Below are 24,389 nucleotides of genomic sequence, written 5' to 3'. Positions count from 1 at the left end.
CTATAAAATGTCACCCGCTGACAGGTAGGGTATTAATAGGACAAAAACCAGCTCTCTCGGGCCTTCTGACAAGTTCTCCGGAACAATTAGGACAAACGTTTGACATTCCATTCGTGCAGTCTTCGCAAAAAGTACATTCATGCACACAGATATATGCACTTCCTTTTAATTCGCCATCACATTTTTCACATATTGTCTTCATTTGTAATCCCATATAAAAAACCTCCAGTGTTTGAATACTCCTTATTTTAGTTTATCAATGCCCCTTGAAACATACTTTTCTTATGGAATTCAGCCAGTTATACTTAAGAAAATAATGAATTTTAGTAGATTGAGATAAAATAATAAAGGTGGAAGCAAATGGACCCAATTAATCGTCAAATACTTACTATTTTGCAGGAAGATGGCAGAGTTTCAATGACTGAGCTTGGAAAGAAAGTTTCTTTATCCGTTCCTGCGGTCACAGAAAGAGTCAGGAAGATGGAGGATCAGGGTATTATTAAAGGGTATAAGGCTGAAATTGACAATGTGAAGATTGATAAACCGGTTCAGGCATTCATTTTAATGAAAACGCACCGATGCAGCGCATTTAGAGAATTTTGCAAAGAAAATCCTCTGGTTATTGAATGTCATCGATTAACTGGAGAGTACAGTTATCTTGTTAAAGTTGTGACTGAGTCGAATGAGTTATTAGAAGGGTTTATTGATTCATCCATGGAGTACGGCGAACCGCTCACGATGATGAACCTGTCTTCTCCTGTTCCTGATAAAGTTTTATAGCCGGATTGAAGTAAGAAGCGGTTCAAACCTGTGAACCGTTAAAGGTATGGTGAGTCATGCTGCTGAGTGAATAACGGGACAGGTCATTCACTCAAAAAGCAGATTCTCAACTACCCATCTGTTTTATATATCCTCAGCACATTCTCAGCACGCTCAACCATTTCCTCAATCAGTTCAGCCGGTTCTTCTACATATACATCTTCTCCGAGCAAGATGAACTGCTTCGCCATGAACGGAACTTCCTCAAGCGGTGCAAAAGTGTCGATAACCCCGGTTCCGTCCTCATTTACCTTCAGATGATCTGATAGAAAAGGCAGCGTTTTGCACTCTCTGACCCCGTTTTTTGAGAGCCGGACTTTAAGCGGCGCCTGTGTACGCGTTTCTTCTTTTTCCATCCATTGACTTAAGGTTAAAGAACCGTTCCGGGCAGGAGCCAATTTTTCAACAGAAAGAATTCTGTCTGCCCGGAACAGCCGGTCCCCGCCGGATTTGCGGTCATTAGCAGGACAGTACCAAAGCCCTCCGGATGCGTATATACCGTATGGCACGATGACACGATTAGATTGACCATTTCTGCTTTCATAGGCAATGCGGATTTCAATCTGCTGAACGGCAGCGTCCAGAAGCTCGTTTAAAAAAGGCACATCCGCTTTAGAAGGCGGAGCCCAAAAAGAGACCCTTTCTTTTAACTGATCAATTTTCTCCTTAACAGCAGCAGGAAAAGAAGCATAAAGTTTGTCAGATGCAGCCTTGATTTCGGATTGAAACGGCAGGGCGTGCAGCAGCAGGAGGTGCTGATAGGAGAAATAGAGTGCAATTCCCTCATCCTCTGTAAAAAAAGACGGCGGCAGGATATTGTTTTTGAGAACCGTGTATCCTCCGCCCGGCCCCGGTTCACTATATAAAGGAACCCCCCATTCTTCCAGTTCGGCGAGATCGCGCTGAACCGTTCTGACGCTGATGCCGAATTCCGCAGAGAGTTCGCCGGCCGTCACTTTTCTCTGCCTGTTGATGTAAAAGAGAATGTTTAATAATCTTTGTGTTTTGGACATGTCAATTTCCTCCGCTATTCACGACAGAATCTGTCGTCATTATCTGCTAGGATGATAAGGAAGTCAATTTTTAGAAGGAGCTGGAGATATGAGAAAAGTGGTTTTATATATAGGAGTCAGTCTTGACGGGTATATTGCACGCAGGGATGGAAGCATTGACTGGCTGGAAGAAGCACAGGGAGAAGGAGACAACGGGTACAGTGAGTTTTTGGAAACAATCGACACGGTCATCATGGGCAAAAAAACATATGATCACGTTTTAGAGCTGACAAATCATAAGTATCCGTATGAAGGAATGAAAAGCTTCATCTATACAAGAAGCGAATCCCGGACAGAAGGTGACCTGATTTTTACTAAGGAAGAACCGGAATCACTGATCAAACATCTCAAAGAAGAAAATGGCAATGACATCTGGATGGTCGGCGGCGCGGATCTTCTCGATGATTTCATGAAAAAGAATCTGATTGATGAATACATCATCACGACCGTTCCAGTCCTTCTTGGAGAGGGCATTCCTTTATTCAGACCGGGTAATCCCGAAACAAAACTTGCGTATAAACGATCTGTCCGCTATGGGGACTATGTTCAGTCCCATTATACCCGTTCATAAAAAACAGGCATCTTCCTTTAGGAAGGTGCCTGTTTTTAATCGAGAGACCTCAAAACACTGGATTCATCTGACAGGAATCGTACGCATGCTGCGGTTCATTCTTTAAGAAAGAGTACAACTTTTCTGTTTGCAGTTTAAAGAGACATTTTAAAGGACTTGCAAACCTTCCTGAAATAAAAACGACACTGTTGTCATTTTGTTGTTGTGTTTCTCGAAGTGGTGTTATACAATAAAAACGACAACAATGTCGTTTATTTGAATTTAACCCCAGGAGGTTTATATATGTTAATCACAATGCTCTCAACTGGAACAAGAGGAGATACCCAGCCGTTTATTGCGCTCGGAACAGAACTGAAAAAGAAAGGGTACCGAGTACGCATTGCTGCATCAGAATCCTACCGGCAGCTTGTCGAGGGGTATGGATTTGAATATGCACCCATGCGCGGTGATGTTGCCAAAATCTTAGAAAGCGGAGTTGTAAAGGATGCAGATAATCCACTGAAATTTTTTACAAGCTTAAACTTTAAAAATGACGATTTGACAGAGCTGATGATCGGCGGTCAAGAAGACATGCACCAAGCCTGTGAAGGTGCAGATGCCATCGTGTACCATCCAGGAGCTGCACTCGGATATTTTGCTGCAAAGGAAATGGGCATACCCAGCATCCTGGCCGCACCTTTTCCAATGACTCCTACAAAAGAATATCCTGCCATCATTTTTTATGACCGTCTGCGGCTTGGCAGGTCCGTGAACATACTGACTCATCACATCTTTGAAAAAGGATTTTGGAAGATGGCCAATACCGGCTTGAAGAAATACTGGATGCAGAAGTATGGACAGCTCCCTAAAGATTTTTCGAATCCTTATCCAAAACAGCGTACGGCAAGTCATCCTACAATTACGTCATTAAGTCCAAGCGTTTTCCCTGTTCCGGGTGACTGGCCACAGCATGTTCACTCTTTTGGGTACTGGTTCATTGAAGATCAATCATCTTACAAACCGTCAGAAGAGATGCAGGAGTTCCTGAAAAATGGAGAGTCACCTGTATATGTTGGATTTGGCAGTGTGGGAGATAAGGCAAATGCAGCCGAATCAACAGAAATGGTCGTAAAGGCGCTTGAGAAGAATGGTATGCGCGGAATCATCAATGCCGGCGGAGGCATGGAGGAAAGAGAAAACACAAAAGATATCCTGTACGTTAAAAGTGTCCCTCACGAGTGGCTCTTTCCACAGCTGTCTGCGGTTGTCCATCACGGGGGAGCGGGCACGACTGCTGCAGCACTTCGTTCAGGTGTGCCTCAAGTGGTGATTCCGTTTGGGAACGACCAATTTGCCTGGGGAAAGAGAATGGTTGAGCTTGGTGTAAGCGGAGGGTCGATCCCGCGCAAGGAATTGACTGCCGATAAGCTTGCTGACGCTGTTGCTTTAACTCAATCCATTAAAATTAAGAATAAGGCAAGGGAATTAGGTGACAAGGTAAGGGCAGAAAAAGGTGCACAAAAGAGTGCAGAGCTTATTCATAAAACAATTGAAAACTATTACAGATAAGAAAGGAATTGAATTTGGTTATGCCAAAAGTCAGTGAAAATCATGCTCAATTGAAACGGAAGGGAATTTTGGAAGCGGCCAGAAGAGTCTGCATGCAAAAACCGATTTTTGATGTATCAATGAGAGATATTGTGATCGAAACCGGAATGAGCCAGGGAGGCGTATACAAATATTTCTCTAATATTGACGAGGTGTTTGGAGCTTTACTGAATGAAGAAAATATAAACGGAGAAGTGAAAGAAGAAGTGAATGAAATATTTGGAGGCAAAGAGGAGCCTCTGCAAAAACTTGAAAAGATTCTGATCTACATTGGTGATTATATGCAGAAATCTTTACTGGACCGGGGGCCTGTTTATTATAGCATAATGGCTCTTTATTCAAGGGATCCAGAACGATATGGGAAGGTGCAGAGCATTGTGAAGGACGTTTCTAACCTCCAATATCTGCATGAAAAGTTCTGCTCCTTTTTAGAAGAGCAGATTAATCATGAAACATTCGTGCCTGCAGTACCAAAGGAAGATATCATTATGCTGATTGAAACCTATATGTCAGGCATTTTGAATCAGGTAAGCATCGGAAATAAACCAAAACAAGAGCTTTCAAGTGAAATACAGAAAAAATTGAGGATTTTGTTCGTGACTCTAAAGCGTGTGTTGGTGCAATGAAAGGTTTTAACCGTGATTTTAAAATACTGATATTCGGACAGATCATATCGATATTCGGTTCGTCTGTATTACGATTTGCTTTGTCTTTATATGTGCTTGATTTAACGAATTCAGCCACGATTTTTGGAACAATCATGGGTCTTTCCATCGTGCCTGCAATCATTATTTCGCCAATCGGGGGAGCAATTGCAGATCGATTTGATAAGAAAAAGATCATGGTCATCTTAGACCTGTGCAGCAGTATTCTTATCATCCTGTTTGCCATGCTCCTCTTTAGCGGAAACGGAACGGTCATTTCTATAGGTGTTCTTCTGATGGCTTTGACATTGATTAGCTCAATGTATCAGCCTGCTGTTCAGGCCAGTATTCCTGCACTTGTCCCTAAGGAGTTGCTCTTGAAGAGCAATGGCATCGTTTCAGGAGTCGTGTCCGCTGCAAACTTTGTTGGCCCGATTGCCGGCAGTGTGCTCTACAGCTTCACAAGCATTAATGTGATTGTTGTTGTCAGCGCCATCTTCTTTATTGCAGCAGCCGTTATTGAAATCTTCATGAAGATTCCGTTTGACAAACGGGCACCGGAGCCTTTTGCTCAAATGGTCATAAGCGACATCAAACAGGGGATTTCCTATGTCATTCACGATGATCGATTCATTTTAAAAAGCATTGGAATAGCATTCACTGTCAGTCTTTTTGTTGCCCCCATGTTTTTTGTAGGTTTGCCATACATGATTAAAGTGCTTTTTAATATGCCCGATACTTATTTTGGATTTGCCCAATCAGGCATTTCACTAAGTATTGTTTTCTCGGCCATGGCCATTGGGCTTCTAAAGAGCAAAATTCGGGGTGATAATCTTTATCTGTGGATTACAGGGTGTGCAGCTGTCTATTTCGGAATGGCGTTCGGCACCAGTCCATTCATTGAAAGTGCTTTTGCAAAATACGTGTTCGTCAGCATCAGTTCTATGCTCGTCATGTTTGCCTTGACGGTCGTTAACATTTATCTGAATACAATTATTCAGGAGAAAACCCCTGGTAATATGTTGGGTAAAGTGATGTCGATACAAGCAGCTGCGGCTACAACGGCCGTACCAATAGGGCAAATCCTATTCGGCTTTTTGGTTGACGTGTTCTCAAGCCAAATCTATATCTTGATTGCAATTATTGGGGTGTTATCACTTCTAATAAGCTTGATGGTGAAGCAGATTTACAACGTGAAATCAGTACAAAATGAACATGAACGGATGGGAATTTACGATGATCTTAAAAGTCGTTAAAAAAATTTGTATAGTAGTGGGAACAGCTTTGCTCATTCCTATTGTAATCGGCCTATTCATTGGAGGAGGATATATTCTGTTTTCTTCAGTAAATGGATCCACCCTTGATGAATCGCTAAAAAATCTGCCTCGATTCACCCAGACAATTCAGCCGCTTTTTAACTATTTGATTCTTCTATTTTTAATCCCATTGCTGATCAAAGGAATCAAAAAAGGAAAATTGTCAAAAGGGTAAATACCATTTGGATTGTGTTGTGCGTTGCTAAGGACGTGAGAAGCTGGAATTAAAGCCAGCTAAGAGCAGAAAAAAGTGAATTTGAGCTTGCTCAAATTCACTTTTTTCTATTTTAATAAGTACGGCGATATATGTGTAAACAGTTCATTTCTTCATACTTGATCAAACAAACAAAATCTCATCCGTCATCCGGTATTCGCTCGGGGTAATGCCGACATATTTTTTAAAGGTTGAGCTGAAGTAGTTCGGTGTGTTGAAGCCAAGTTCTTCTGCGATCTGTTCAATGGTTTTGTCTGTGTGCCGCAGCATCCATACGGCACGCTGCAGGCGGACGAAGGTGACATATTCAACAAAGCTGCGGCCTGTTTCTTTTTTGAAAAGTCTGCAGAAGTAGGGGACACTGATGTTTATTTGTTTGGCTACTTGTCTGGTGGTTAAATCATTCTGGCAGTTTTCAGCGATGTAATGGGTGCATGACGTGATCAGCGGGTTCTTCGTTATTTCCTCATAATATCGGAGTGACAGCCTGTTATAGTGAGGTGTGCGCCTCGCTTTTCGTGCTTCCCTGTATGACTGGGAGAGCATAAGGGGTTCTCTGCAGATCGATCCGACGCCGGTGAAAAGGTGGATGCCGTGTTTTTCCTTCAGCTCATCAGCTGCTCTTAGGAAAGTCTCTTCGCCTTCCTGAAAGTGCTGAAGGGACGTATAGCCGTGCGGAACCTGGATCAGCATGAGCAGATGTTTTTTATAGGCCAGAAAAGAAGGGAGTACACCTATAGCTGAAAAAGCATCTTTAAAAGCAGCCTGAATCAGCATGGGCGCATTTACTGCTGTTTCCCGCGGCTGATTGTGAATGAATCCCTGGATAAAACAGACCGTGTTTGGGACGCTGTGATCAGGAAAATAGGGCCGTGCAGCAAACAGTTCCTCCTCAGATTTGACTTCTGCTCTGAGAAGTCTTCTGAGAAAGGCTTCCTGAAAGGGAAGAAGCTCGCTGTTTCCTTGCTTGTATGTTTTGGTCATATCGCCGTAGTTAGTTATGATTGCGCTTTCATTTCCGGCTGAAGTCAGCACTTTTTTTATGCTTTTAATGAAGGTGTGTTTTTTGACAGGCTTAACGAGCATGGTGTGAAGCTTCATCTCAAGTGCAAGGGGCGATGTTTTCAGCATGGATGGCTCGATAAGCGGGAAGATAATGCAGTTCTGATGGTGTTTTTTGAGCCGGTGAATTTTTACCCAGTCGAACAGTTTCGTGATTTCGACTACTTTTATCGTAAGCGGATCGCGTCTATGGCCTGAAACAGATAACTCCCCTTTAAGCTCTTCCTGGATCCACGAGGCCATTTTCTCTTTTTCGGCAGGTTCCTTAACTTCGAATGTTACGGTATACACGCTTATATTCCCCGTTTCTATCAATATGACTCTAGCACTAGTATACATGAAAGTAGGAATATATTAAATATTTATACATTTCTGATAATTTATTGTAAGGTAACGCAGGTTTTGGTCATGTACAATACAATCAAGCAGCAGATTACCAGATAAAAGGGGGAAAGGATCGTGGCAGCAGATTATAAAGATTATGAGTATGTAGAGGCAGGGACGGTTGACGTCCGGGAGCTCACGCCTCTTGATGAGGAGACGCGTTATTTGATGAAAAGCGAGTTCAGCATCGGGTCAAAGCTTACACTGTTTTATTTTGCATTTATTTTGATTATCCCAGTCTTAAACTGGTTCTCTCCGGATTTCATGTTCTCATCTTTTTACGGAGGCATGACGTACGCCTGGTTTTTCACCGGAATCTTTGCGATGGGCATGGCCTTTTTAATTGCATTTATCCATACTTCGCTGTATGAGAAGCGACTGAAGAAGAGTCAGACTCCGGCAAGCTCTGTTCAAGCTTCTGACGGAAGGAGTGTCAACTGATGGCTGCGTTACTTGAACCGAAAATGCTTTTGACGATTTTCCTGATGGGTACAATCGTGTATATTACGTATCTTACAAAGCGGAATGCGACGGCATCTGAATTTTTCGTAGGAGGCAGAAGCTTCGGGTGGTTTACCAACGGCTCGGCCATTGGAGGGGACTACCTTAGTGCTGCAACGTTTCTCGGAATTGCGGGGCTGACATTTCAGCTTGGGTATGACGGTGCGTACTATGCGTTCTGTTTCTCGATCGGTCTTACTCTTCTGGCTATATTTGTAGCGGGTCCTCTTAGAAGATTCGGTGCTTATACAGTAGCTGATTTCCTCGGCTACCGCTTTCACAGCAAGCGTGCAAGACTTGCGGCAGTAGCAGTCGTTCTTGCCATTTCAGGTTTCTACGCAGCCCCTCAGCTGCTCGGTGCCGCCCAGATTTTAAGCATGTTCTTTGGAACAAGCTATGAATTTGGCATAATCTTTACGTGCAGTGTCATGATTTTCTACGTTGGTGTCGGAGGGATGAAAGGCACAACGCTGAATCAGGCGCTGGAGCTGTGGATCCGTCTTGGCGCTTTTATCCTTATGGTTGTAGCGGCTGTTTACGGCGGTTTATATTATGAGCGCATACTGGCATCTGTCACCGAATTCACAGGAAGCATCGCCGGAACAGCTGAATTTGCTCCTGACGGCAAAGATGTCGCTCATGACGGTCAGACATGGATTGGAACAGGGAACTATTTTCCTTCTTTCTGGCAGACCATTTCCATGACCATTGGTCTTGCGCTTGGTACAATCGGACTTCCGCATATTCTCCTTCGCTTTTACACGAACCCAAGTGCAAAGGCTGCCCGGAAATCCGCTCTTATGGCGATTTTAATTGCAAGCGTTTTCTTTTTGTTTGCTGTCTATCTTGGAGCTGTCGGCAGATCGATCTTCCTGAGCGGTTCTGCTGATCCTCAAGTAATGAAGGATCTTGTTGCAGGCGGTAACAACATGGTTATTCCGTCCACAGCACAGGCTCTCGGAGGAGAGTGGCTGCTTGGTCTTGTTATTGCCGGCGCGTTTGCGGCCGTTTTCTCGAATCTTTCAGGCCTTTTCATCGCAAGCTCCGGTGCATTGGCTCATGATTTGTATGCTACATTCCTGCGGAAAAACATCTCCCAGAAAGAGCGCGTTATCGCAGGGAAAGTTTCGATTATCATTCTCGGTATTCTTTACGGGGCACTTGGTCTTCTTGTAAAAGAAGCCTCGATCGGCCACTTGGTTGCACTGGCCTTTACAGTAGCAGCAAGTACGTTTACCCCGATCTTCATTCTCGGCATCTGGTGGAGAGGCATGACGGAAAAAGGAGCGATCGCAGGTCTTGTGCTCGGACTTCTTTCTTCCATGTACATGATCTTCCTGCCGGCAACTCTTCCTGAATTCCTGCAGTTCAGGGTGCCTGGCCTGATTACGGTGCCGATCGGCTTCTTATCCGTCTATATCGTGTCTAAACTCGACCGGAAAGTGCCGGCAGACGTAAATGACTTTATGAGAAAAGTGCATTCAAAAGAATCAGAGATTGCTTAATCTGAGGAGAGGACCTTATAAAGGTCCTCTTTTTAATCTGTCTTAAAGTCATTTAACCAATAAGTTTACTAGGGATTATAACCTATCTATTAGAAAAAATGGATAGAATTAGATAGTCTTCTTGGCACTTATTTCGTCTGGCGAAATAAAGTAAGATACACATTAAGAATCTATCTCTAACCATCAGGAGGCTATGCTATGAAAAAACCGATCCTATCTCTTACTCTGGCAGCATCTCTGGCAATTGGAGCTGTGAGTGTACAGGCTGCTGTAAAGCAGGAGCCTGCGGCGAAAGCGGCTCAGCACTTCCAGGACCCTTTTGAAAAGAAGATCCTAAAGGCAATCAGCGCAGAAAACATCTATGAAAATATTGATTACCTATCAAAAGTTCCGCGTGTGGCTGGAACGGAGTCTGAGGCTAAAGCTGTTCAGTTTATTAAAGAGGAATTTGAATCATACGGGTATAAAGCCGATGTTCAGCCGTTCACATTTTACGGTTATACTCCGCCAAGCAGCATCTCCCTTTCAGTAGATGGCTACGGCGGAGAATTGAAGCCTCAGGCATTTACTTATTCTGTGAGCGGAAATGTATCAGGAGAGCTCGCTATAGCTGGCCTTGGAAAAAAGGACGAGCTTTCTTCTCTTGATTTGAACGGAAAAATTGCCCTTATTAAACGCGGGGAAATCAGTTTTGCAGAAAAAGTGCTCAATGCAGCGGAAAAAGGAGCTGCAGGGGTCATTATATACAACAATTCTGAGGGAGCACTAAGCGGAACCCTTGGAGAACACAACGACAAATTCGTTCCTTCAGCTGCATTATCAAAAGCAGAAGGTGAAGCGCTGCTGTCACACGCCGGGAAAACGGTTTCTCTTTCCGTAGTTGGAGCAGAAACGGGCGAAAAAACGTCCCACAATGTAATAGCCGTGAAAAAACCGACAGGCAAAAAGTCTGAAGCGAATGATATTATCGTTCTCGGTGCACATCATGACTCTGTTGCGGGTGCCCCGGGAGCAAATGATGATGCCTCAGGAACTGCAATGACTCTTGAGCTTGCACGCGTTCTGAAGAATGTACCGGCAGATACAGAAATACGCTTTGTGACATTTGGTGCGGAAGAAGTAGGATTGCTTGGATCAGAACACTATGTAAGCATGTTATCAGACGATGAAATCAGCCGCACAGTTGCTAACTTTAACCTTGATATGGTTGGCAGCAGAGATGCCGGCGATCTTGTTATGCTGACACTTGACGGCAAGCCGAACCTTGTCACAGACCTTGCTCAAAAATCAAGCGGAAAACTAAACGGCGAACCGACGCCATATGGACAGGGAGGACGCAGTGATCATGTTCCTTTTGCGGAAGCGGGAATTCCTGCTGCGCTGTTTATTCACAGTCCCTCCGAGCCTTGGTATCATACGCCTGAAGATTCTATAGACAAAATCAGCAAAGAAAAGCTTCAGGATACAGCTGAAATTGTCGGAACAGCCATTTATGACCGTGCCAGATTGGATCAGATCGGACCAAAACCGAAAAAAGCTCCAAAGGTTAAAGCACCGGATGAGCTCAAAACAGAAGAGAATATTAAGTAAACAGAAAAAACAGCCTTCACATGCATGAAGGCTGTTTTTGTCCTGGAAAGCCGTCTTTTAAAAGGAGCCCTCATTTTTAGAAATGTTGTAGCGGATTGTTAAAAAAGGGAGGCGGGCTATTTTCATCTGATGAATGGCTGCAAGCTTTCCCTTTTCAGTCTCTTCTACTCTGAAAACCTCATCAAAGGGAAGCTTGAACAAGTGATCTTTCCAGGCGAGATAGATGCCTGCATCAGAGGAAGGGTTCTGTTTTCTGCTTGTCAGAAGCAGGGCATCTAAAGCTTTATGGAGTTCGAGTATACCGATCATAGAGCATCCGGGCAGAGGGAGCGCAATATTCATATAGGTCTCGCCGTCTTTCTGATGATAGGAATAAAGGGCAAGAAAAACCGTTTTTCCGTCAATTTGTCTATGCCATGCTCTAACAGATTTTCTTCCGTCAAGGCCCTCTTTTACCGTATAAATACCGCCGGTCATTTCTTTTGGGTCAGAGGAAAGCGGTAAATGGATTTGTTCTGTGCGGCTGCTGATAAGATGATAGATATACGCAAAAGGTTTGAACCAGCGATGCCAGTGAACTTCAGCAAACAGGCTGTATTCTTTCGTATGCTCATAAAAGTCAACGATGGTTTCAGGAATAGGGCCAGTCCCGTAAATTTTCATATCATCAACAAGCCCCTGATGAATCTGAGCCTCAGCTGCGAGATCCGCCACATGCTGTCTTCCGCGTATTTTGCTTACAGGGAAGGAAGGCAGCGCTGCAGGTGCAGGCTTAAATAAATGCCAACCGATCACTCCAGCCAATGCAAAGCCCCCCCCATTTAACACGCCATGAAACTTCAGCATGAAGTCTATGGAAACGGCATATTCGCCGAAAGCATTGCCTGATGCGTATGCAAGAGAAAACAGGATGGTGATTCCAAGAGATAGGAAGGAGAGGCGAATGAGCCATTTACCACCTGGAATGTCTGCTTTAAAAGAAAGCCAGATAAGCGCATAAATTCCGGTGATGTATAGAACTACTGAAAAAAGCTCCAGCCATACTGAAAAAGCAATGCCTGCAGCCACGATGCCAGGTGAAATAATCAGGATACTGACTGCAGCCCGGTAAACTGTCCCTTTTAAAATTCTTCCGAGAAATCCTGCAAAAATCGGAAGCAAAAAGGAAGAGTAGTGAAAATGAATGCCCGTCAGCCACGTGATGATTGGAGAGAATCCCGTTTCAATTCCAGCAATATGGGCAAAAAACCATCCGCCCCCGATCATTAATGAAATCAGGCCCATGTCGATGGAAAACTCCTCAAACCGGACAAATCCCCTTTTTAGAAAACGCGTAATGCCGTAACTTGCGACAAGGACGGTAAAAAGCAGATACATACCTGCAAGGATTGGATCAGCCGGTGACGGACCCAGAATATGCAGGAGAAGAACGGAGCCAAACCCGAAAGGTGCGATCCATTTATAAAGTTTGTAAAACCAGTCCTCTTTTTGCATGACAAGCTGGAGGACGAGGGGGACGTAGACAAGCTGGGCTGCAGTAAGAAGCAGATAATACCAGGGCCCTTCGTGAAAAGCGGCTGCGAGCAAAAACATCAAGCCGCATAATAAGGCAGATTTATAAACGTTCATCAGAAACAAACTCTCCTTCATAGGAAAATACAGGACCGATCAGCGGATTTGTCACTTCTACCCGGATGGTAAAGATCCCTTTCGTTTCATCGAACGATTCAGTAACAGATGCCAGACCCTGCAGGATCTTAGGCAGGGGTATCTCAAGCTTTCCGATGACAAGCCTTTGATTTCCGGACTCAATCCTGAGGTTTCCGCAGTCCGTAACATGAAACGTTAAATCAGAGTAAAACAGGCCCGGTTCGCCCAAGTAATCTTTGATGACGTTCCGTTCACCGTCCAGGCTCATCAAAGCGTTAAACCACCTCTTTTTGCCTGGGAAATAAAACACTCTCTCCCAATGAACCTGCTGTTCACCGCCCGTGCCGGTTCTCATAGAATTCACAATCGTAAACGGAATGTTCTCTCCTTTTTCAGGAAAAAGAAGCTTGTATGCGACTCCGCCTAAGAAGAGCGGATACAGCCATTTCGGGCCCCCTGTTATTTGATGCATCATCCCGCTCCCCCTGAACGGAAACTGATATCTTTGCTTTAGAGCAGGGTGCAGACGGTGATAGTCTTCTCCTAATACTTGCTGATAAATGGCCATCTGTTTCTCCTTATCTTTTTCGACTGCAGCTCTTTGCTGAAGGCACGTCTCTGCTTTGAAAAAAGCCGATTCCCGACAGGACAAAAAGCGCTGCATTAAATGTAATTGGTGTAAAAGGATGAGTAAGGACACCCGGGTCTGCTAGAGCGGCAGACAGAGCAAGCATCGGGAAAGCAAGAAGCTGGATCCCGAACAGCCATCTCTTTTTAAGCGGGAACAGCCACAGGCATCCAAATAAGATTTCAGCGATTCCAATACCTGCAGTTAACCGGGCTGCTTCCTTAAATGGCATCTCCAGCAGCTTTTCAGCCATTCCGATTTCTTCAGGGTGCTGGAAGAACAGCTTTGGGACAGCCCCGTGGTATGTCCAGACAAAGAAGAAAAGGAACGAAATCACCCAGACGCTGAAAAAACGGAGGTACTGGCTCTCAGGAGTCTCCCCTTTTACTAGCCACCTTCTTAACACATCAAAGCTTAATGCGGTTGCCCAGCCGATCATCGGTCTGAACAACATTTTGTCAAAAAAAGTTCCGGCTTTGCCAAATCTGACATCATAGTCATATTGGGTCAAAAATGTGATGTTTTCTTGATTTGGCTTGTATTTCCAATAACCTCTACCTTCCCTGATCAAAGACCGTTTCTGATCCGTTCCAAAATGCAGGGAGGAGGTTCTCGACCCGTCTCCGGCGTGAAATTCCCCGGCGCTTTTTCCGAATCCTTTTATGCTCATGCCAATACCAATATTGGTTTTGTACTTGAAATGCTGGGGCTCGCTTTCTTCTTTTTTAGGAAGATATGTAATAGAGGAAAACCGGAGATCCCATCGTGCATGCAAGTCGGGAGACTGCGTGGCGTCCCATAGTTTATTCATATCCGCTTCTATAGGAATTTCCACATAGACCGGCTTGTTTTTCATCGTATTCACCTCTTTTTTAGAGTATCATATTCATAGACGGATAAATGAGAGATTTAGAGATTTTGTCCACATTTTTACAAAGGGGCTGGACGTAAATGACACAAATAGGAATTATACGCCACGGGAGAACCGCTTGGAATGTTGAAAGAAGAGCTCAGGGCAGCTCAGATATTCCGCTTGATGAAAATGGCATGGAAGAAGCGCAGAAGCTTGCAGACAGGCTGGGTGAAGAAGAATGGGATCTGATCTATGCAAGCCCGCTGAAAAGAGCAAGGCAGACAGCAGAATGTGTCTCAGTAAAGCTTGGGGATCTGCCGATTATATTTGATGATCGTTTAGTTGAAGTAAATGGGGGACTCATTGAAGGAACGACCGAAGCTGAACGTCTGGAAAAGTGGGGAGAGGGATGGCGCGGTCTTGATCTTGGCATTGAAAAGACCGATGCTGTCATAAAAAGAGGCAAAGAGTTTTTGGAAGACCTGCTGAATGAACACCCTGATAAGAACATTCTGATCGTCAGTCACGGCCTCTTCATAGCCCACTTTCTTAAACAGCTCGTCCCTCAGTTTGAGATGAAGGAAGCTCTGAATAATACCTCTGTTTCTACCCTGATTAAAGGGGAAAAGGGCTGGTCCTGTGAGCTGTACAACTGCACGAAGCACCTTTAACCTGTCATCTAAAAGCAGAAAAAGACAGGAAGCTGCAGCTGGATGCCTGTAAAATAAAGTCAGGAGGTGAGTCATATGCCATCATGGACAGAGTCGATTCAAAACGCGATTAATTACATGGAAGACCATATGCTTGAAGAGCTTGCCATTGAAGATATTGCGGCTGCCGCCAATGCGTCAGTCTTTCATTTTCAGCGGACGTTTGCCATTTTGACAGATTCAACAGTCGGCGAGTATATTCGGAGGAGAAGGCTGACTCTCGCAGCGCATGACCTTGCGCATGGCAGCGCAAAAGTCATTGATCTTGCTTTGAAATATGGCTATGACACTCCTGAATCGTTTGCGAAGGCTTTCAGAAGACAGCACGGAATTTCTCCGAGCGAAGCTAAAAAAGCCTCATGCCGTTTTACAAGCTACAGCCGCCTGGTGATTCAGGTGAGTTTGAAAGGAGCAGATCCGATGAAGTACAGAGTGGAAGAAAGAGAGAGTTTTCCTGTGATTGGAGTAAAGAGAAGCTTTTCCTGTGTAAATGGGGAGAATCTCATCGGGATTCCGCAATTGTGGAAAGACATTCATGAGAACGGAACGAATGACAGGCTGCTTGCGCTGAATAACGGCGGTGTGAAAGGAATCATGGGAATATGTGAACCGGGTCCTGACAGTATGATGACGTATTGGGCGGCGTGCAGCTACAGCGGCGAAACGCCGGAAGGACTCGCTTCAGCGGCCGTCCCTGCTTCAAAATGGGTGATCTTTGAAGTAAGAGGCGCGATGCCAGGTGCGATGCAGGAGGCGTGGAAAAAAATCTATTCAGAGTGGTTTCCGGCTAGCGGGTATGAACATGCAGGAACCCCGGATCTTGAAGTTTATACCGAAGGTGATGCATACAGCAGCGACTATTATTCAGAAATTTGGATACCGGTTAAAAAATAAGACATGACAAAAAACACTCGTGATCGAGTGTTTTTTGCGTTACATGAATACGCAGGGATATGCCTTAGATGGTAATATTTTTTAAAGCCAATTGGCATAAATGGTTTGAGATTCTTACTGAAACGTACTATCCTTATAAAAAGAACATTGTTTTGGAAAGGAGAACCATGCAAACGAAAAACAATTTACAAGAGACCCTTAAAAAAATAAATGAAAAAGTTATAGATGAAAAACAAACCTTAATAAATGCCATTAAAAAAGAAAGAACGATCCAATACCCAAACAGCATTCAATCGAATACTGCTGAACTGGCGGAGTGGAGAAACAAGCTGATTGATGTTTATGCAGAAGCGTTAACACTTCCAAAAGAGAATGCGGTTGGTCTGATTAATAATTGGGGAAGAGAGACGGCTAATCTTCTGGTTATGATTCAGTTTCCCCTTGATCTTGCTGTTGAGGAAATCAGATTCTACAGAGATCTTATCGGAGAAATGATCAAGGATCAGGCTTCTGCAGATAATCTATCTTTAGATGAGTTTTATTTGCTGCTTTCAGCGTTTGATTACGTAGTGGACCACGCTATTCATTTAATCAGCGTCTTTTACATGAAAAGCTATTCAGCTAACATTGATTCGGCCAAAAGTGCGGTAGATGAATTATCTGTGCCGATTGTGAATGTTTCTGAAAAAACAGGCGTTCTTCCGCTGATAGGAGATCTTGATACACAGCGTGCCCAGGTGTTAATGGACGTTGCTTTAACAAAGAGCGCTGAGTGCGGCTATGAATATTTGATCATTGATTTATCAGGTGTTCCGGTTATCGATACAATGGTTGCCAATCAAATCTTCAAAGTGCTCGATGCCCTCTCACTTCTTGGTGTTGATACAAAACTCAGCGGGATCCGCCCTGAGATTGCCCAGACGATGACTAGCCTGGGACTTGATTTCAAAGGAACAGAATCGTATTCAAGCCTCCATCTTGCGCTGAAATCAATTGGTTTTGAGCAGGTTGACTGAAAAAACGGCATCTCTTTATAGAGGTGCTATTTTTCTAATCGTTAAGGAAATTATAGAGTATAAGGTTGTGGATAATATAATAATGTTATCCTCGGCAAGCGTAAGCGCCTAGATCCTCTGTCAGAACAAATCCGTCAAAAAAATCAAACCCGGACTTTTCTGCCTATCGGAGCGGGCCTTGGCGCTTGCGCTTTTGTTCTGACGTTTTAAAAGGTGATGCACAGGGAAGAATTTTACCAAAAAAGCTTCACGAGAGGAGCAGCCGCTTTGGAAAACTGGATTACAGATTTTATGGAGCAGTACGGATATTTTGGCATATTTTTGATGATTGCACTTGAAAATATTTTCCCTCCCATTCCTTCTGAGGTTGTTTTGCCTTTTGGAGGATTTATGACAACCAATTCGGATTTGACGATTCCGGGTGTCATCCTTGCTGCCACAGCAGGATCTGTGGTCGGTGCGGTCATCCTGTTCTGGATCGGCCTTCAGCTTGACGTTGAGCGCCTTGAAAAAATCATCGACAAGTGGGGGCATATTCTTCGGGTAAAGAAAAAAGATGTGCACCGGGCTGATGCCTGGTTTGACAAATACGGGATTTGGACCGTCTTTTTCTGCCGGATGGTTCCGCTGCTCCGAAGCCTTATTTCTATTCCGGCCGGGATGTCCAATATGAATTTTGTAAAGTTCCTGATTTTCACGACTGCCGGAACCCTGATCTGGAACATAGCCCTTGTGCTGCTTGGAGCTTCCCTAGGCGAAGCATGGCCGAAGATTAATGAGTACGTAGGTGTTTATTCATCCGTGATCTACGCTGTGCTCGGAGTCGCAGCTGTTGCGGTAATCATTTGGTTTGTGCGCAAGAGAATGACAAATCGGACGAGTTAACAGGAAAAGCCAGATCCATTGAGGATCTGGCTTTTTTTTGATGGTCTAAACGGGCGGTACCGCATTTCAGGTTAAGCTGCCGCTTTATTCTCTTTTTGGTACGTCTCCTTAAATGTATTCATCATGGAAATATTCACAAGCATTCCGGCAGCTATGCAAAGCAGAATAAGGGATGAACCCCCATAGCTGACAAAAGGCAGAGTCACGCCGGTTATCGGCAGAAGCCCTGCAACGGCACCGAGGTTAATGACAGACTGAATGCCAATCATAGAAGAAATGCCGATGGCAAGCAGCGAACCGAATGGATCTTTGCACGATCTGCTTATGAAAAATCCTTTTAAAACAATAAAAGCAAGAAGTCCAATAACGATCAGGACCCCTGTTATCCCTAACTCTTCACTGATGACCGCCATGATGAAGTCAGTATGGCTTTCTGGGAGATACCCGTATTTTTGAATGCTGTTTCCTAGACCAAGCCCCGCAACACCTCCGCTGCTGATGGCAAAATAGGAGCTGACAAGCTGATAGCCGGAATCGGCCATATTTTCAAAAGGATCCATAAACCCAGTAAACCTTGAGATCCTCTCGGGTGAAAACACGTCTGCCAGTTTATCCGACACAAATAAAAGCAAAAGGCCGAGACCTGCAGCCGCAATGGAAAATACGAAAAGTCTTATAAAACTCCTAAGCGTCATTCCCGAGCACAGAAGAACAATGAATGCGTTCAGCAGAAGGATCAGAGCCGTCCCGAAATCAGGCTGAATCAGGATAAGCACAAATACAATTACGACAAAAATGACGGGAGGCAGAATGGCATGACCGAAATCATCCATGTACCGCTGTTTTTTAGCAAGCAGGGCTGACAGGTAAATGATGACCCACATCTTGGCAAATTCAGCAGGCTGAATGGCCATTCCTCCAAGCTTGATCCAGCTCTGGGCATTGCCGGCCGTATGGCCGAAAACAAAAACAACGAGCAAAGACCCGATGGTCCCATAAAATAAAAGTTTGATGATCCTTTTCTGAAGAAACAGCTTATATGGCAAGAGTGCAATGACAATAAACGCCGCTATTCCGATCAAAAGGGACAGACTCTGCTTTTGAAAGAAATAGCTGCTCGTTACCTCGTACCGCAGGATGGATGTAATCATACTTGAGCTGTATACCATGACAAGGCCGAAAGCACTCAGAGCAAATACAGCGGCAATCAAAGAATAATCGTAGGATTTTAAAATTCTGATGAACATGGTGCAGCTCCTTAAGGTTTCATAATGACCAAGATTGTATACCCATAAACGTCTCTAAAATAACATGTTTATAAAAAAAACTTATCCTTCTTTTGTATCGGCACGGAGGGACGGCATTTTAGGAAATTGTGTGGAGTGAAATCAATTTGAAAGGAATTTTTGTGATATTAGTCAGGATGATGGATTTTCTTTCAATTTCGATTGAGGCTGAACCCTTGTTATATAACACATTTTAGTACTTGTGGTATACTAGCAGTGTAAAATAGTGAATATTTAGACAAAGGGGATGCGGACGATGAAGGTGCCTTTGCTGCTGACAGATTTTTTGGATCGGGCTGTAAAGCTATATGGGGAGAAGACAGCCATCATTGATGATGGGAAAGAATTTACATATGCACAGGTTGGAGAAAGGGTAAACCGGCTTTCACGGGGACTTGCAGATTTAGGGGTGCAAAAAGGGGACCGTGTGGCGTATCTTGCGCCGAATTCATCTGAGATGTATGAGGGTTTTTATGGAGTCCTTCAGCTTGGGGCTGTGATGGTGCCTCTGAATACACGGCTGATTCCGGATGATTATGTGTACATTTTAAATCACAGTGAAACAAAAGTATTATTTGTTGATCAAGAATTATATGCTCAAATAGAGCCGGTGCGGGACCAATTGAAAACGGTTAAATCCATTCTTGTCCACGGGCTTGAAACGGGGAATGACGATACGTTTGCTTATGAGGAATGGCTCAGTTACTACGAAAGCAGTGATATCGGCCGTCCGGAAATGGATGAAGAGGACCTCGCCACTCTTTTATATACAAGCGGAACGACCGGCAAACCTAAAGGTGTCATGCTGACTCACCGCAGTAATTACCTGCATGCGCTGACCTCTATGCATCATCTAAGAGTATCTGACAGAGATGTGCTGCTGCACGTGCTCCCGATGTTTCATGTAAACGGGTGGGGATCTCCTTTTTACTACACGGCAAATGGGGCAGTACAGGTTTGCCTGCGGAAAGTACAGCCTGCAGACATCTTTAAAAAGATCAATGCCTATGGAGTAACGGTCATGCATATGGCACCGACGGTCTTAAACAGTCTTTTGCAATATGCAGATGCCCATGGCTATGAAAAACCGCGGCAGGAAATGAGAATTGTTGTCGCAGGCTCTGCCCCTCCTCCTGCTTTTGTCAAAAGAGTGGAAGAAGAGATGCAGTGGGAATTTATCCAGGTGTATGGCATGACTGAGGCTTCCCCTCTCATTACGACGTCCATCATCCGGGATACTCAAAAGCACTTGGAGCCTGAAGCAAAATACCGTTTAAAAGCAAAAGCAGGCTATTCGTTTATAGGCAGTGACGTGCGTGTTTTCACCGAAACCGGTGAAGAAGTGCAGCACAATGGCCGCGTGATCGGGGAAGTGGCAGTCCGCGGAAACGGCGTTATGGAAGGGTACTGGAACAACCCGGAAGGAACGGCGGAAGTCATCCGGGACGGCTGGTATTTTACAGGGGATATGGCAGTGGTTGATGAAGAAGGAAATATTGAAATTGCCGACAGGAAAAAAGATATTATTATAAGCGGAGGCGAAAACATTTCGTCGATTGAAGTTGAAGGAGTCTTATATGATCATCCTGCAGTGCAGGAAGCTGCCGTTATCTCCGTGCCTCACGAAAAGTGGGGAGAAACGCCGCTTGCCATCGTTGTCATTAAAGAAGGGCTTCTCACAAGTGAAGAAGAACTGATTGCCTTCTCACGCAGCAAACTGGCTCACTTCAAGGCACCTACAAGAGTCATATTTGCAGACGAGCTGCCTAAAACCGCCTCAGGAAAAATTCAAAAAGTGCATCTGAGGAAGGAATTTTGGAGAGAAAAAGAGAAATTTGTCAATTGAGACATCCAAGAACCAGGGCAGCCTGGTTCTTTTTTAGGAGGGAAAAAATGAAAGCACCGAACGAAATCATACAAGTATGGAGAAAATTTGACGATTTTCCGATGGAAACACTCACCAAGGTCTGGCACCACAGGAGAGCAGGCCGGAAAAAACAGCGATCCCTTTCAGAGATGAAAGAGCACAGGGAGCAGTACGGCATCTCAGGCAATTGCTTTGATTTGTCCATCTGGCTTCTTGATGAATTCGACAGGGCGGGAGTTGAAGCGTATCCGATTGGCCTGGACCACGGTGCGGTTATAGCACGCGATCAAAATGGAAGACGCTTCCTGTGTGATCTCGGGGATCAGTGGCTCATGCCGATTTTAATAGACACGGATGACGAACAGTTTACAAATGCACGATTGAAAGAGTATTTTCCGGGTGCAGAAATCTCAGCGGAGCCTGCGGGTGAAGGGGTCAAGGTCACCTACCACCGCCCGAACGGAAAACACTCATCCCAGATCTATCAGACGGCACCGCTTGATCGGAATGAGTTTCTTGCTGCAGCCGAGCATTCCCAAAATACCATTCACCCTAAGCCGCTCGTTGAGACACGCGTGCAGCTGCCTGGAGAAACCGCACACTGGGAGTTTTATGACTGGAAAAGCTTCTTAAGCACAAACTCCGGTTTGGTGCATGACAGGGATGCAGATTCCCTTGAAGAATGGGCAGACAGAATTTGCGCAAAAACCGGGTATGATGAGGCATTCGTGATAGAGGCCCTCTCAATCTATGAAAAAATGACAGGAGAAAAATGATGGAACAGGAACTGCTTCGCATATTCAATGAGAAAAGAGAGCCCATTGGTACGGCACCGCGGGAAGAAATACATAGAAAAGGCTATTGGCATGAAACCTTTCACTGCTGGTTTGCTGGGGAAGAGAAAGGGAAAATCTTTCTTTATTTTCAGCTTCGAAGTGCAAATAAAAAAGATTATCCTGACATGCTCGATATTACAGCCGCCGGACATTTGCTGGCAGATGAATCTGTAAAGGACGGCATTAGAGAGGTCGAGGAAGAGATCGGTGTCAGTCTGATGTTTTCAGAGCTGAAATTACTGGATATCATTGATTATTCTGTAACAAGAGGTGAACTGCGCGATAATGAAATTGCCCATGTCTTTCTGTATTCGTTTCATGGAACAAGCTCTGACTTTGTTCTGCAGAAAGAAGAAGTATCAGGGATTTACAGAACAGAACTGGCCGCATTTAAAGAGCTGATTGAAGGAGTCAGAAAAGAAATTGTCATGGAGGGGTTTGAAGAGAATCCGGATGAGAGCAGGAATGATAAACAGCTGACAGCAGGGATGGAACGATTTGTTCCTCATGAAGATTCCTATTATAAGAGGGTTTTAGCGCTGATTGAGCAAAAAATGGCTGGTGTTCTTTGAAACTTTTTATCTTGAATGTTCGTATGTAATGATAGGGAGGTGTATGAAAATGATTCCAATGTGGGCTGTCATATTAAGTGTAGTAGTTCCGGCCATTCCGGTGTTTTATTTTGGCAGAAAAGTAATGGACCAGCTCTATGATGTGAAGCCGGTTATATGCCCGGGCTGCGGAACTGCCATAGCTCAGACTGGGAATTTTATAAATGCACCCGGTAAAAGAGACTGCGGTAAGTGCGGTACGTCGTACTGACAGAATCGAAACAGCTCTGCATGCGAAAGGATTTGCAAAGTATGGAGAAAAACGAACATCCTTTTGATTTTAGTCTTGTCTTTATCATTTTCCTGTTTTCCATCATCAGTTTTATCTCAATCAGCTCGGCTCAGGAATTTGGGCAGTATAACGAAAATTTCCTCATGAAACAGATTGCGTGGTATATAGTCGGATGCATCATCATTTTAACAGTGATGTATTTTGATATGGAGCAAATACAGCGGATTCAATGGTTTGCCTATGGTTTTGCGATGCTCCTTTTACTCTTTCTTATTGTGGCGCCGGAATCTATTGCAAGGCCGGTCAATGGGGCGAAAAGCTGGTTTCAGATAGCAGGCAGCGTTTCGCTCCAGCCCTCAGAACTGTCGAAGATTGCTTTGATACTTACCCTCAGCCATCTCATTTCAACTCATCATGAAAAAGTGGTATTCAGCGACTGGAAGAGCGATCTGCAGCTGTTTGGAAAAATGCTGCTGGCAACGTTTGCCCTTATTGCCATCATCATGCAGCAGCCTGATTTGGGAACATCGCTTGTCCTGCTGGCTATTTTCAGCGGAATGATGCTCGTTTCGGGCATCACATGGAAACTGATTGTCCCCATCTTTCTGTTCATGCTCTCAGCCGGAAGTTTGATCATCTATCTCATCGTCTTTCAGCCGGACATGCTCAGCATCATCGGTGTCAGGCAGTATCAGTTGGGCAGAATTTATGCCTGGCTTGATCCTGAGACATTCAGGGACGGAGAAGGCTATCACCTGTATCAATCCATGCTTGCCATTGGATCAGGATTGATTACGGGCAAAGAAGCGGGGCTTGGAAATGTCCATCTCCCTGAGGGGCACACTGATTTTATTTTCAGTGTCATTGGCGAAAAATACGGCTTTGCCGGTGCAAGCTTTGTGATCAGCCTCTATTTTCTGCTGATCTACAGGATTGTCAGTTTATCGCTGGATGTCAAAGATCCGTTTTCCTCCTACGTTTGTACAGGAGTCATTTCCATGATTGCGTTTCACGTTTTTCAGAATGCGGGAATGACAATCGGACTTTTGCCGATCACAGGGATACCGCTGCCGTTCATCAGTTACGGCGGAAGCTCGATGATCAGCAACATGCTCGCAATCGGACTTGTGTTCAGCATCAGCTTCCGCAATAAGAAATATTTTTTTGATTCGTAGATCGGGAAAAGAGGTTCGTTATGAAAATCGTCCTGGGTATCATGAAGATCTTTATTTTCATGGTTCTTTTCTGTATGCTGCTGTTTTCAGGCTTTATGGCGTATGAATCAGTTTCTCTTGGAGATCACTTTGGAAGTGTGTTTTTCTCCATAATCGCCATATGCTGCATGTATTTTCTCGGCATGATTATGGAGAGGTCAAACTTTGACGACGGTCTCGGCATTTGGGATATCTGGGCTTCCATTGCTTTTATTTTCTTTGTTCTACTCGGCGGACTTGTGTATCACGGAATAAATGCAGCCGGAAAAAACATGTACTGGCTGCTCTTTCCCGGCCGGAAGCCACAGCCTTCTAAACGGAGAATGAGTCAGACAATGCCTTACAGAAACAAAAGAAAAAATCGTTCATTCAAGTGAAAATTTCACAAAATACACTCTCTAAACCTCTTTCGTATACAAAATAGCGACATTTCATCCTTTTGTTCAGCACCATTCGACAGCT

At 44.4% G+C, this 24,389-nt stretch carries 26 protein-coding genes; 19 read left to right on the top strand and 7 right to left on the bottom strand.

The features are described from left to right. Positions 1-10: 10 nt before the first annotated feature. A complete protein-coding gene (locus RKD52_RS16305; protein WP_454100534.1) occupies positions 11-214 on the bottom strand; it encodes a DUF1272 domain-containing protein in 204 nt (67 codons plus the stop codon). Positions 215-360: 146 nt separating this feature from the next. Here RKD52_RS16305 and RKD52_RS16300 point away from each other — a divergent pair, with 146 nt between their 5' ends. Continuing rightward, the gene (locus RKD52_RS16300; RefSeq protein WP_369732289.1) at positions 361-780 is read left to right on the top strand and encodes an Lrp/AsnC family transcriptional regulator; all 420 of its coding nucleotides are present in this window, start codon (positions 361-363) and stop codon (positions 778-780) included. A gap of 110 nt (positions 781-890) precedes the next feature. Here RKD52_RS16300 and RKD52_RS16295 read toward each other — a convergent pair whose 3' ends face one another. Next, complete coding sequence (locus tag RKD52_RS16295) at positions 891-1,832, bottom strand: helix-turn-helix transcriptional regulator (RefSeq protein ID WP_454100533.1); 942 nt, start codon at positions 1,830-1,832, stop codon at positions 891-893. A gap of 88 nt (positions 1,833-1,920) precedes the next feature. On the opposite strand from RKD52_RS16295, the gene RKD52_RS16290 reads away from it, so the two are divergent. From RKD52_RS16290 to RKD52_RS16270, 5 genes are all read left to right on the top strand, one after another. After that, on the top strand, positions 1,921-2,442 hold the full coding sequence (locus RKD52_RS16290; protein ID WP_454100532.1) for a dihydrofolate reductase family protein: 522 nt from the start codon (positions 1,921-1,923) through the stop codon (positions 2,440-2,442). Positions 2,443-2,724: 282 nt separating this feature from the next. Next, positions 2,725-3,990, top strand: coding sequence for a glycosyltransferase (locus tag RKD52_RS16285; RefSeq protein WP_454100531.1), 1,266 nt, complete (start codon positions 2,725-2,727; stop codon positions 3,988-3,990). Between the two features lie 20 nt (positions 3,991-4,010). After that, entirely contained in the window at positions 4,011-4,655 is a 645-nt protein-coding gene (locus RKD52_RS16280) for a TetR/AcrR family transcriptional regulator (protein ID WP_454100530.1), read from the top strand. After that, a complete protein-coding gene (locus tag RKD52_RS16275) occupies positions 4,652-5,929 on the top strand; it encodes an MFS transporter (RefSeq protein WP_454100529.1) in 1,278 nt (425 codons plus the stop codon). The genes RKD52_RS16280 and RKD52_RS16275 overlap by 4 nt, the downstream gene beginning before the upstream one ends. Next, positions 5,910-6,164 carry a hypothetical protein gene (locus RKD52_RS16270; protein ID WP_454100528.1) on the top strand — a complete coding sequence of 85 codons (255 nt, stop codon included), beginning with the start codon at positions 5,910-5,912 and terminating at the stop codon, positions 6,162-6,164. Before RKD52_RS16275 ends, RKD52_RS16270 begins: the two co-directional genes overlap by 20 nt. A 162-nt stretch (positions 6,165-6,326) precedes the next feature. Here RKD52_RS16270 and RKD52_RS16265 read toward each other — a convergent pair whose 3' ends face one another. Further along, positions 6,327-7,556 (bottom strand): helix-turn-helix domain-containing protein, encoded by a 1,230-nt coding sequence (locus RKD52_RS16265; protein WP_454100527.1) that lies wholly within the window; start codon positions 7,554-7,556, stop codon positions 6,327-6,329. A 168-nt stretch (positions 7,557-7,724) separates the two neighbouring features. Between RKD52_RS16265 and RKD52_RS16260 the strand changes: the two genes are divergently transcribed. The 3 genes from RKD52_RS16260 (at position 7,725) to RKD52_RS16250 (ending at position 11,245) form a co-directional block, all read left to right on the top strand. Continuing rightward, positions 7,725-8,090: a hypothetical protein gene (locus RKD52_RS16260; protein ID WP_454100526.1), complete on the top strand. Its 366-nt coding sequence runs from the start codon at positions 7,725-7,727 to the stop codon at positions 8,088-8,090. Next, positions 8,087-9,655: a sodium/solute symporter gene (locus tag RKD52_RS16255; protein WP_454101250.1), complete on the top strand. Its 1,569-nt coding sequence runs from the start codon at positions 8,087-8,089 to the stop codon at positions 9,653-9,655. Before RKD52_RS16260 ends, RKD52_RS16255 begins: the two co-directional genes overlap by 4 nt. Positions 9,656-9,853: 198 nt before the next feature. Beyond that, complete coding sequence (locus RKD52_RS16250; RefSeq protein ID WP_454100525.1) at positions 9,854-11,245, top strand: M28 family peptidase; 1,392 nt, start codon at positions 9,854-9,856, stop codon at positions 11,243-11,245. Positions 11,246-11,302: 57 nt separating this feature from the next. Here RKD52_RS16250 and RKD52_RS16245 read toward each other — a convergent pair whose 3' ends face one another. The 3 genes from RKD52_RS16245 to RKD52_RS16235 are packed head-to-tail and all read right to left on the bottom strand — an operon-like array spanning position 11,303 to position 14,379. Next, positions 11,303-12,874, bottom strand: coding sequence for a YndJ family protein (locus tag RKD52_RS16245; RefSeq protein ID WP_454100524.1), 1,572 nt, complete (start codon positions 12,872-12,874; stop codon positions 11,303-11,305). Further along, entirely contained in the window at positions 12,861-13,463 is a 603-nt protein-coding gene (locus RKD52_RS16240; RefSeq protein WP_454100523.1) for a DUF4166 domain-containing protein, read from the bottom strand. The genes RKD52_RS16245 and RKD52_RS16240 overlap by 14 nt, the downstream gene beginning before the upstream one ends. A 10-nt stretch (positions 13,464-13,473) precedes the next feature. Then, on the bottom strand, positions 13,474-14,379 hold the full coding sequence (locus tag RKD52_RS16235; RefSeq protein ID WP_454100522.1) for a DoxX-like family protein: 906 nt from the start codon (positions 14,377-14,379) through the stop codon (positions 13,474-13,476). 95 nt (positions 14,380-14,474) lie between these two features. On the opposite strand from RKD52_RS16235, the gene RKD52_RS16230 reads away from it, so the two are divergent. The 4 genes from RKD52_RS16230 (at position 14,475) to RKD52_RS16215 (ending at position 17,881) form a co-directional block, all read left to right on the top strand. Beyond that, the gene (locus RKD52_RS16230; protein ID WP_454100521.1) at positions 14,475-15,047 is read left to right on the top strand and encodes a histidine phosphatase family protein; all 573 of its coding nucleotides are present in this window, start codon (positions 14,475-14,477) and stop codon (positions 15,045-15,047) included. A 75-nt stretch (positions 15,048-15,122) separates the two neighbouring features. Beyond that, positions 15,123-15,980 (top strand): AraC family transcriptional regulator, encoded by an 858-nt coding sequence (locus RKD52_RS16225; RefSeq protein WP_454100520.1) that lies wholly within the window; start codon positions 15,123-15,125, stop codon positions 15,978-15,980. A gap of 68 nt (positions 15,981-16,048) precedes the next feature. Next, on the top strand, positions 16,049-16,996 hold the full coding sequence (locus RKD52_RS16220) for an STAS domain-containing protein (protein ID WP_454100519.1): 948 nt from the start codon (positions 16,049-16,051) through the stop codon (positions 16,994-16,996). Positions 16,997-17,263: 267 nt separating this feature from the next. Next, positions 17,264-17,881, top strand: coding sequence for a DedA family protein (locus tag RKD52_RS16215; RefSeq protein WP_454100518.1), 618 nt, complete (start codon positions 17,264-17,266; stop codon positions 17,879-17,881). A gap of 71 nt (positions 17,882-17,952) precedes the next feature. Here the strand turns inward: RKD52_RS16215 and ftsW are convergent, their stop codons facing one another. Beyond that, entirely contained in the window at positions 17,953-19,128 is a 1,176-nt protein-coding gene (gene ftsW / locus RKD52_RS16210) for a putative lipid II flippase FtsW (RefSeq protein ID WP_454100517.1), read from the bottom strand. A gap of 295 nt (positions 19,129-19,423) precedes the next feature. Between ftsW and RKD52_RS16205 the strand changes: the two genes are divergently transcribed. From RKD52_RS16205 to RKD52_RS16180, 6 genes are read left to right on the top strand one after another with little or no spacing between them, the layout of a single operon-like run. Then, on the top strand, positions 19,424-21,013 hold the full coding sequence (locus RKD52_RS16205) for a long-chain-fatty-acid--CoA ligase (RefSeq protein WP_454100516.1): 1,590 nt from the start codon (positions 19,424-19,426) through the stop codon (positions 21,011-21,013). Positions 21,014-21,060: 47 nt separating this feature from the next. Next, positions 21,061-21,810: a hypothetical protein gene (locus RKD52_RS16200; protein WP_454100515.1), complete on the top strand. Its 750-nt coding sequence runs from the start codon at positions 21,061-21,063 to the stop codon at positions 21,808-21,810. Further along, positions 21,807-22,442, top strand: a complete 636-nt coding sequence (locus RKD52_RS16195) for an NUDIX hydrolase (RefSeq protein WP_454100514.1) — start codon at positions 21,807-21,809, stop codon at positions 22,440-22,442. Before RKD52_RS16200 ends, RKD52_RS16195 begins: the two co-directional genes overlap by 4 nt. Positions 22,443-22,491: 49 nt before the next feature. Further along, positions 22,492-22,692 (top strand): hypothetical protein, encoded by a 201-nt coding sequence (locus RKD52_RS16190; protein WP_454100513.1) that lies wholly within the window; start codon positions 22,492-22,494, stop codon positions 22,690-22,692. Positions 22,693-22,733: 41 nt separating this feature from the next. After that, a complete protein-coding gene (locus RKD52_RS16185; RefSeq protein WP_454100512.1) occupies positions 22,734-23,888 on the top strand; it encodes an FtsW/RodA/SpoVE family cell cycle protein in 1,155 nt (384 codons plus the stop codon). A gap of 20 nt (positions 23,889-23,908) precedes the next feature. Continuing rightward, a complete protein-coding gene (locus RKD52_RS16180; protein WP_454100511.1) occupies positions 23,909-24,304 on the top strand; it encodes a hypothetical protein in 396 nt (131 codons plus the stop codon). Positions 24,305-24,389: the final 85 nt, after the last annotated feature.

The organism is Metabacillus sp. SLBN-84, assembly GCF_053629595.1.
The sequence above is the reverse complement of the archived record's forward strand: the minus strand, read 5'-3'. Positions and strand labels throughout refer to the sequence as shown.

Coding starts and splice junctions, on each gene's coding strand:
- RKD52_RS16295 (WP_454100533.1), bottom strand. CDS start 1,832: ATGTCCAAAACACAAAGATTATTAAACATTCTCTTTTACATCAACAGG.
- RKD52_RS16305 (WP_454100534.1), bottom strand. CDS start 214: ATGGGATTACAAATGAAGACAATATGTGAAAAATGTGATGGCGAATTA.
- RKD52_RS16190 (WP_454100513.1), top strand. CDS start 22,492: ATGATTCCAATGTGGGCTGTCATATTAAGTGTAGTAGTTCCGGCCATT.
- RKD52_RS16220 (WP_454100519.1), top strand. CDS start 16,049: ATGGTAATATTTTTTAAAGCCAATTGGCATAAATGGTTTGAGATTCTT.
- RKD52_RS16205 (WP_454100516.1), top strand. CDS start 19,424: ATGAAGGTGCCTTTGCTGCTGACAGATTTTTTGGATCGGGCTGTAAAG.
- RKD52_RS16235 (WP_454100522.1), bottom strand. CDS start 14,379: ATGAAAAACAAGCCGGTCTATGTGGAAATTCCTATAGAAGCGGATATG.
- RKD52_RS16280 (WP_454100530.1), top strand. CDS start 4,011: ATGCCAAAAGTCAGTGAAAATCATGCTCAATTGAAACGGAAGGGAATT.
- ftsW (WP_454100517.1), bottom strand. CDS start 19,128: ATGTTCATCAGAATTTTAAAATCCTACGATTATTCTTTGATTGCCGCT.
- RKD52_RS16290 (WP_454100532.1), top strand. CDS start 1,921: ATGAGAAAAGTGGTTTTATATATAGGAGTCAGTCTTGACGGGTATATT.
- RKD52_RS16270 (WP_454100528.1), top strand. CDS start 5,910: ATGATCTTAAAAGTCGTTAAAAAAATTTGTATAGTAGTGGGAACAGCT.
- RKD52_RS16230 (WP_454100521.1), top strand. CDS start 14,475: ATGACACAAATAGGAATTATACGCCACGGGAGAACCGCTTGGAATGTT.
- RKD52_RS16180 (WP_454100511.1), top strand. CDS start 23,909: ATGAAAATCGTCCTGGGTATCATGAAGATCTTTATTTTCATGGTTCTT.
- RKD52_RS16240 (WP_454100523.1), bottom strand. CDS start 13,463: ATGGCCATTTATCAGCAAGTATTAGGAGAAGACTATCACCGTCTGCAC.
- RKD52_RS16200 (WP_454100515.1), top strand. CDS start 21,061: ATGAAAGCACCGAACGAAATCATACAAGTATGGAGAAAATTTGACGAT.
- RKD52_RS16250 (WP_454100525.1), top strand. CDS start 9,854: ATGAAAAAACCGATCCTATCTCTTACTCTGGCAGCATCTCTGGCAATT.
- RKD52_RS16185 (WP_454100512.1), top strand. CDS start 22,734: ATGGAGAAAAACGAACATCCTTTTGATTTTAGTCTTGTCTTTATCATT.
- RKD52_RS16275 (WP_454100529.1), top strand. CDS start 4,652: ATGAAAGGTTTTAACCGTGATTTTAAAATACTGATATTCGGACAGATC.
- RKD52_RS16195 (WP_454100514.1), top strand. CDS start 21,807: ATGATGGAACAGGAACTGCTTCGCATATTCAATGAGAAAAGAGAGCCC.
- RKD52_RS16245 (WP_454100524.1), bottom strand. CDS start 12,874: ATGAACGTTTATAAATCTGCCTTATTATGCGGCTTGATGTTTTTGCTC.
- RKD52_RS16225 (WP_454100520.1), top strand. CDS start 15,123: ATGCCATCATGGACAGAGTCGATTCAAAACGCGATTAATTACATGGAA.
- RKD52_RS16300 (WP_369732289.1), top strand. CDS start 361: ATGGACCCAATTAATCGTCAAATACTTACTATTTTGCAGGAAGATGGC.
- RKD52_RS16285 (WP_454100531.1), top strand. CDS start 2,725: ATGTTAATCACAATGCTCTCAACTGGAACAAGAGGAGATACCCAGCCG.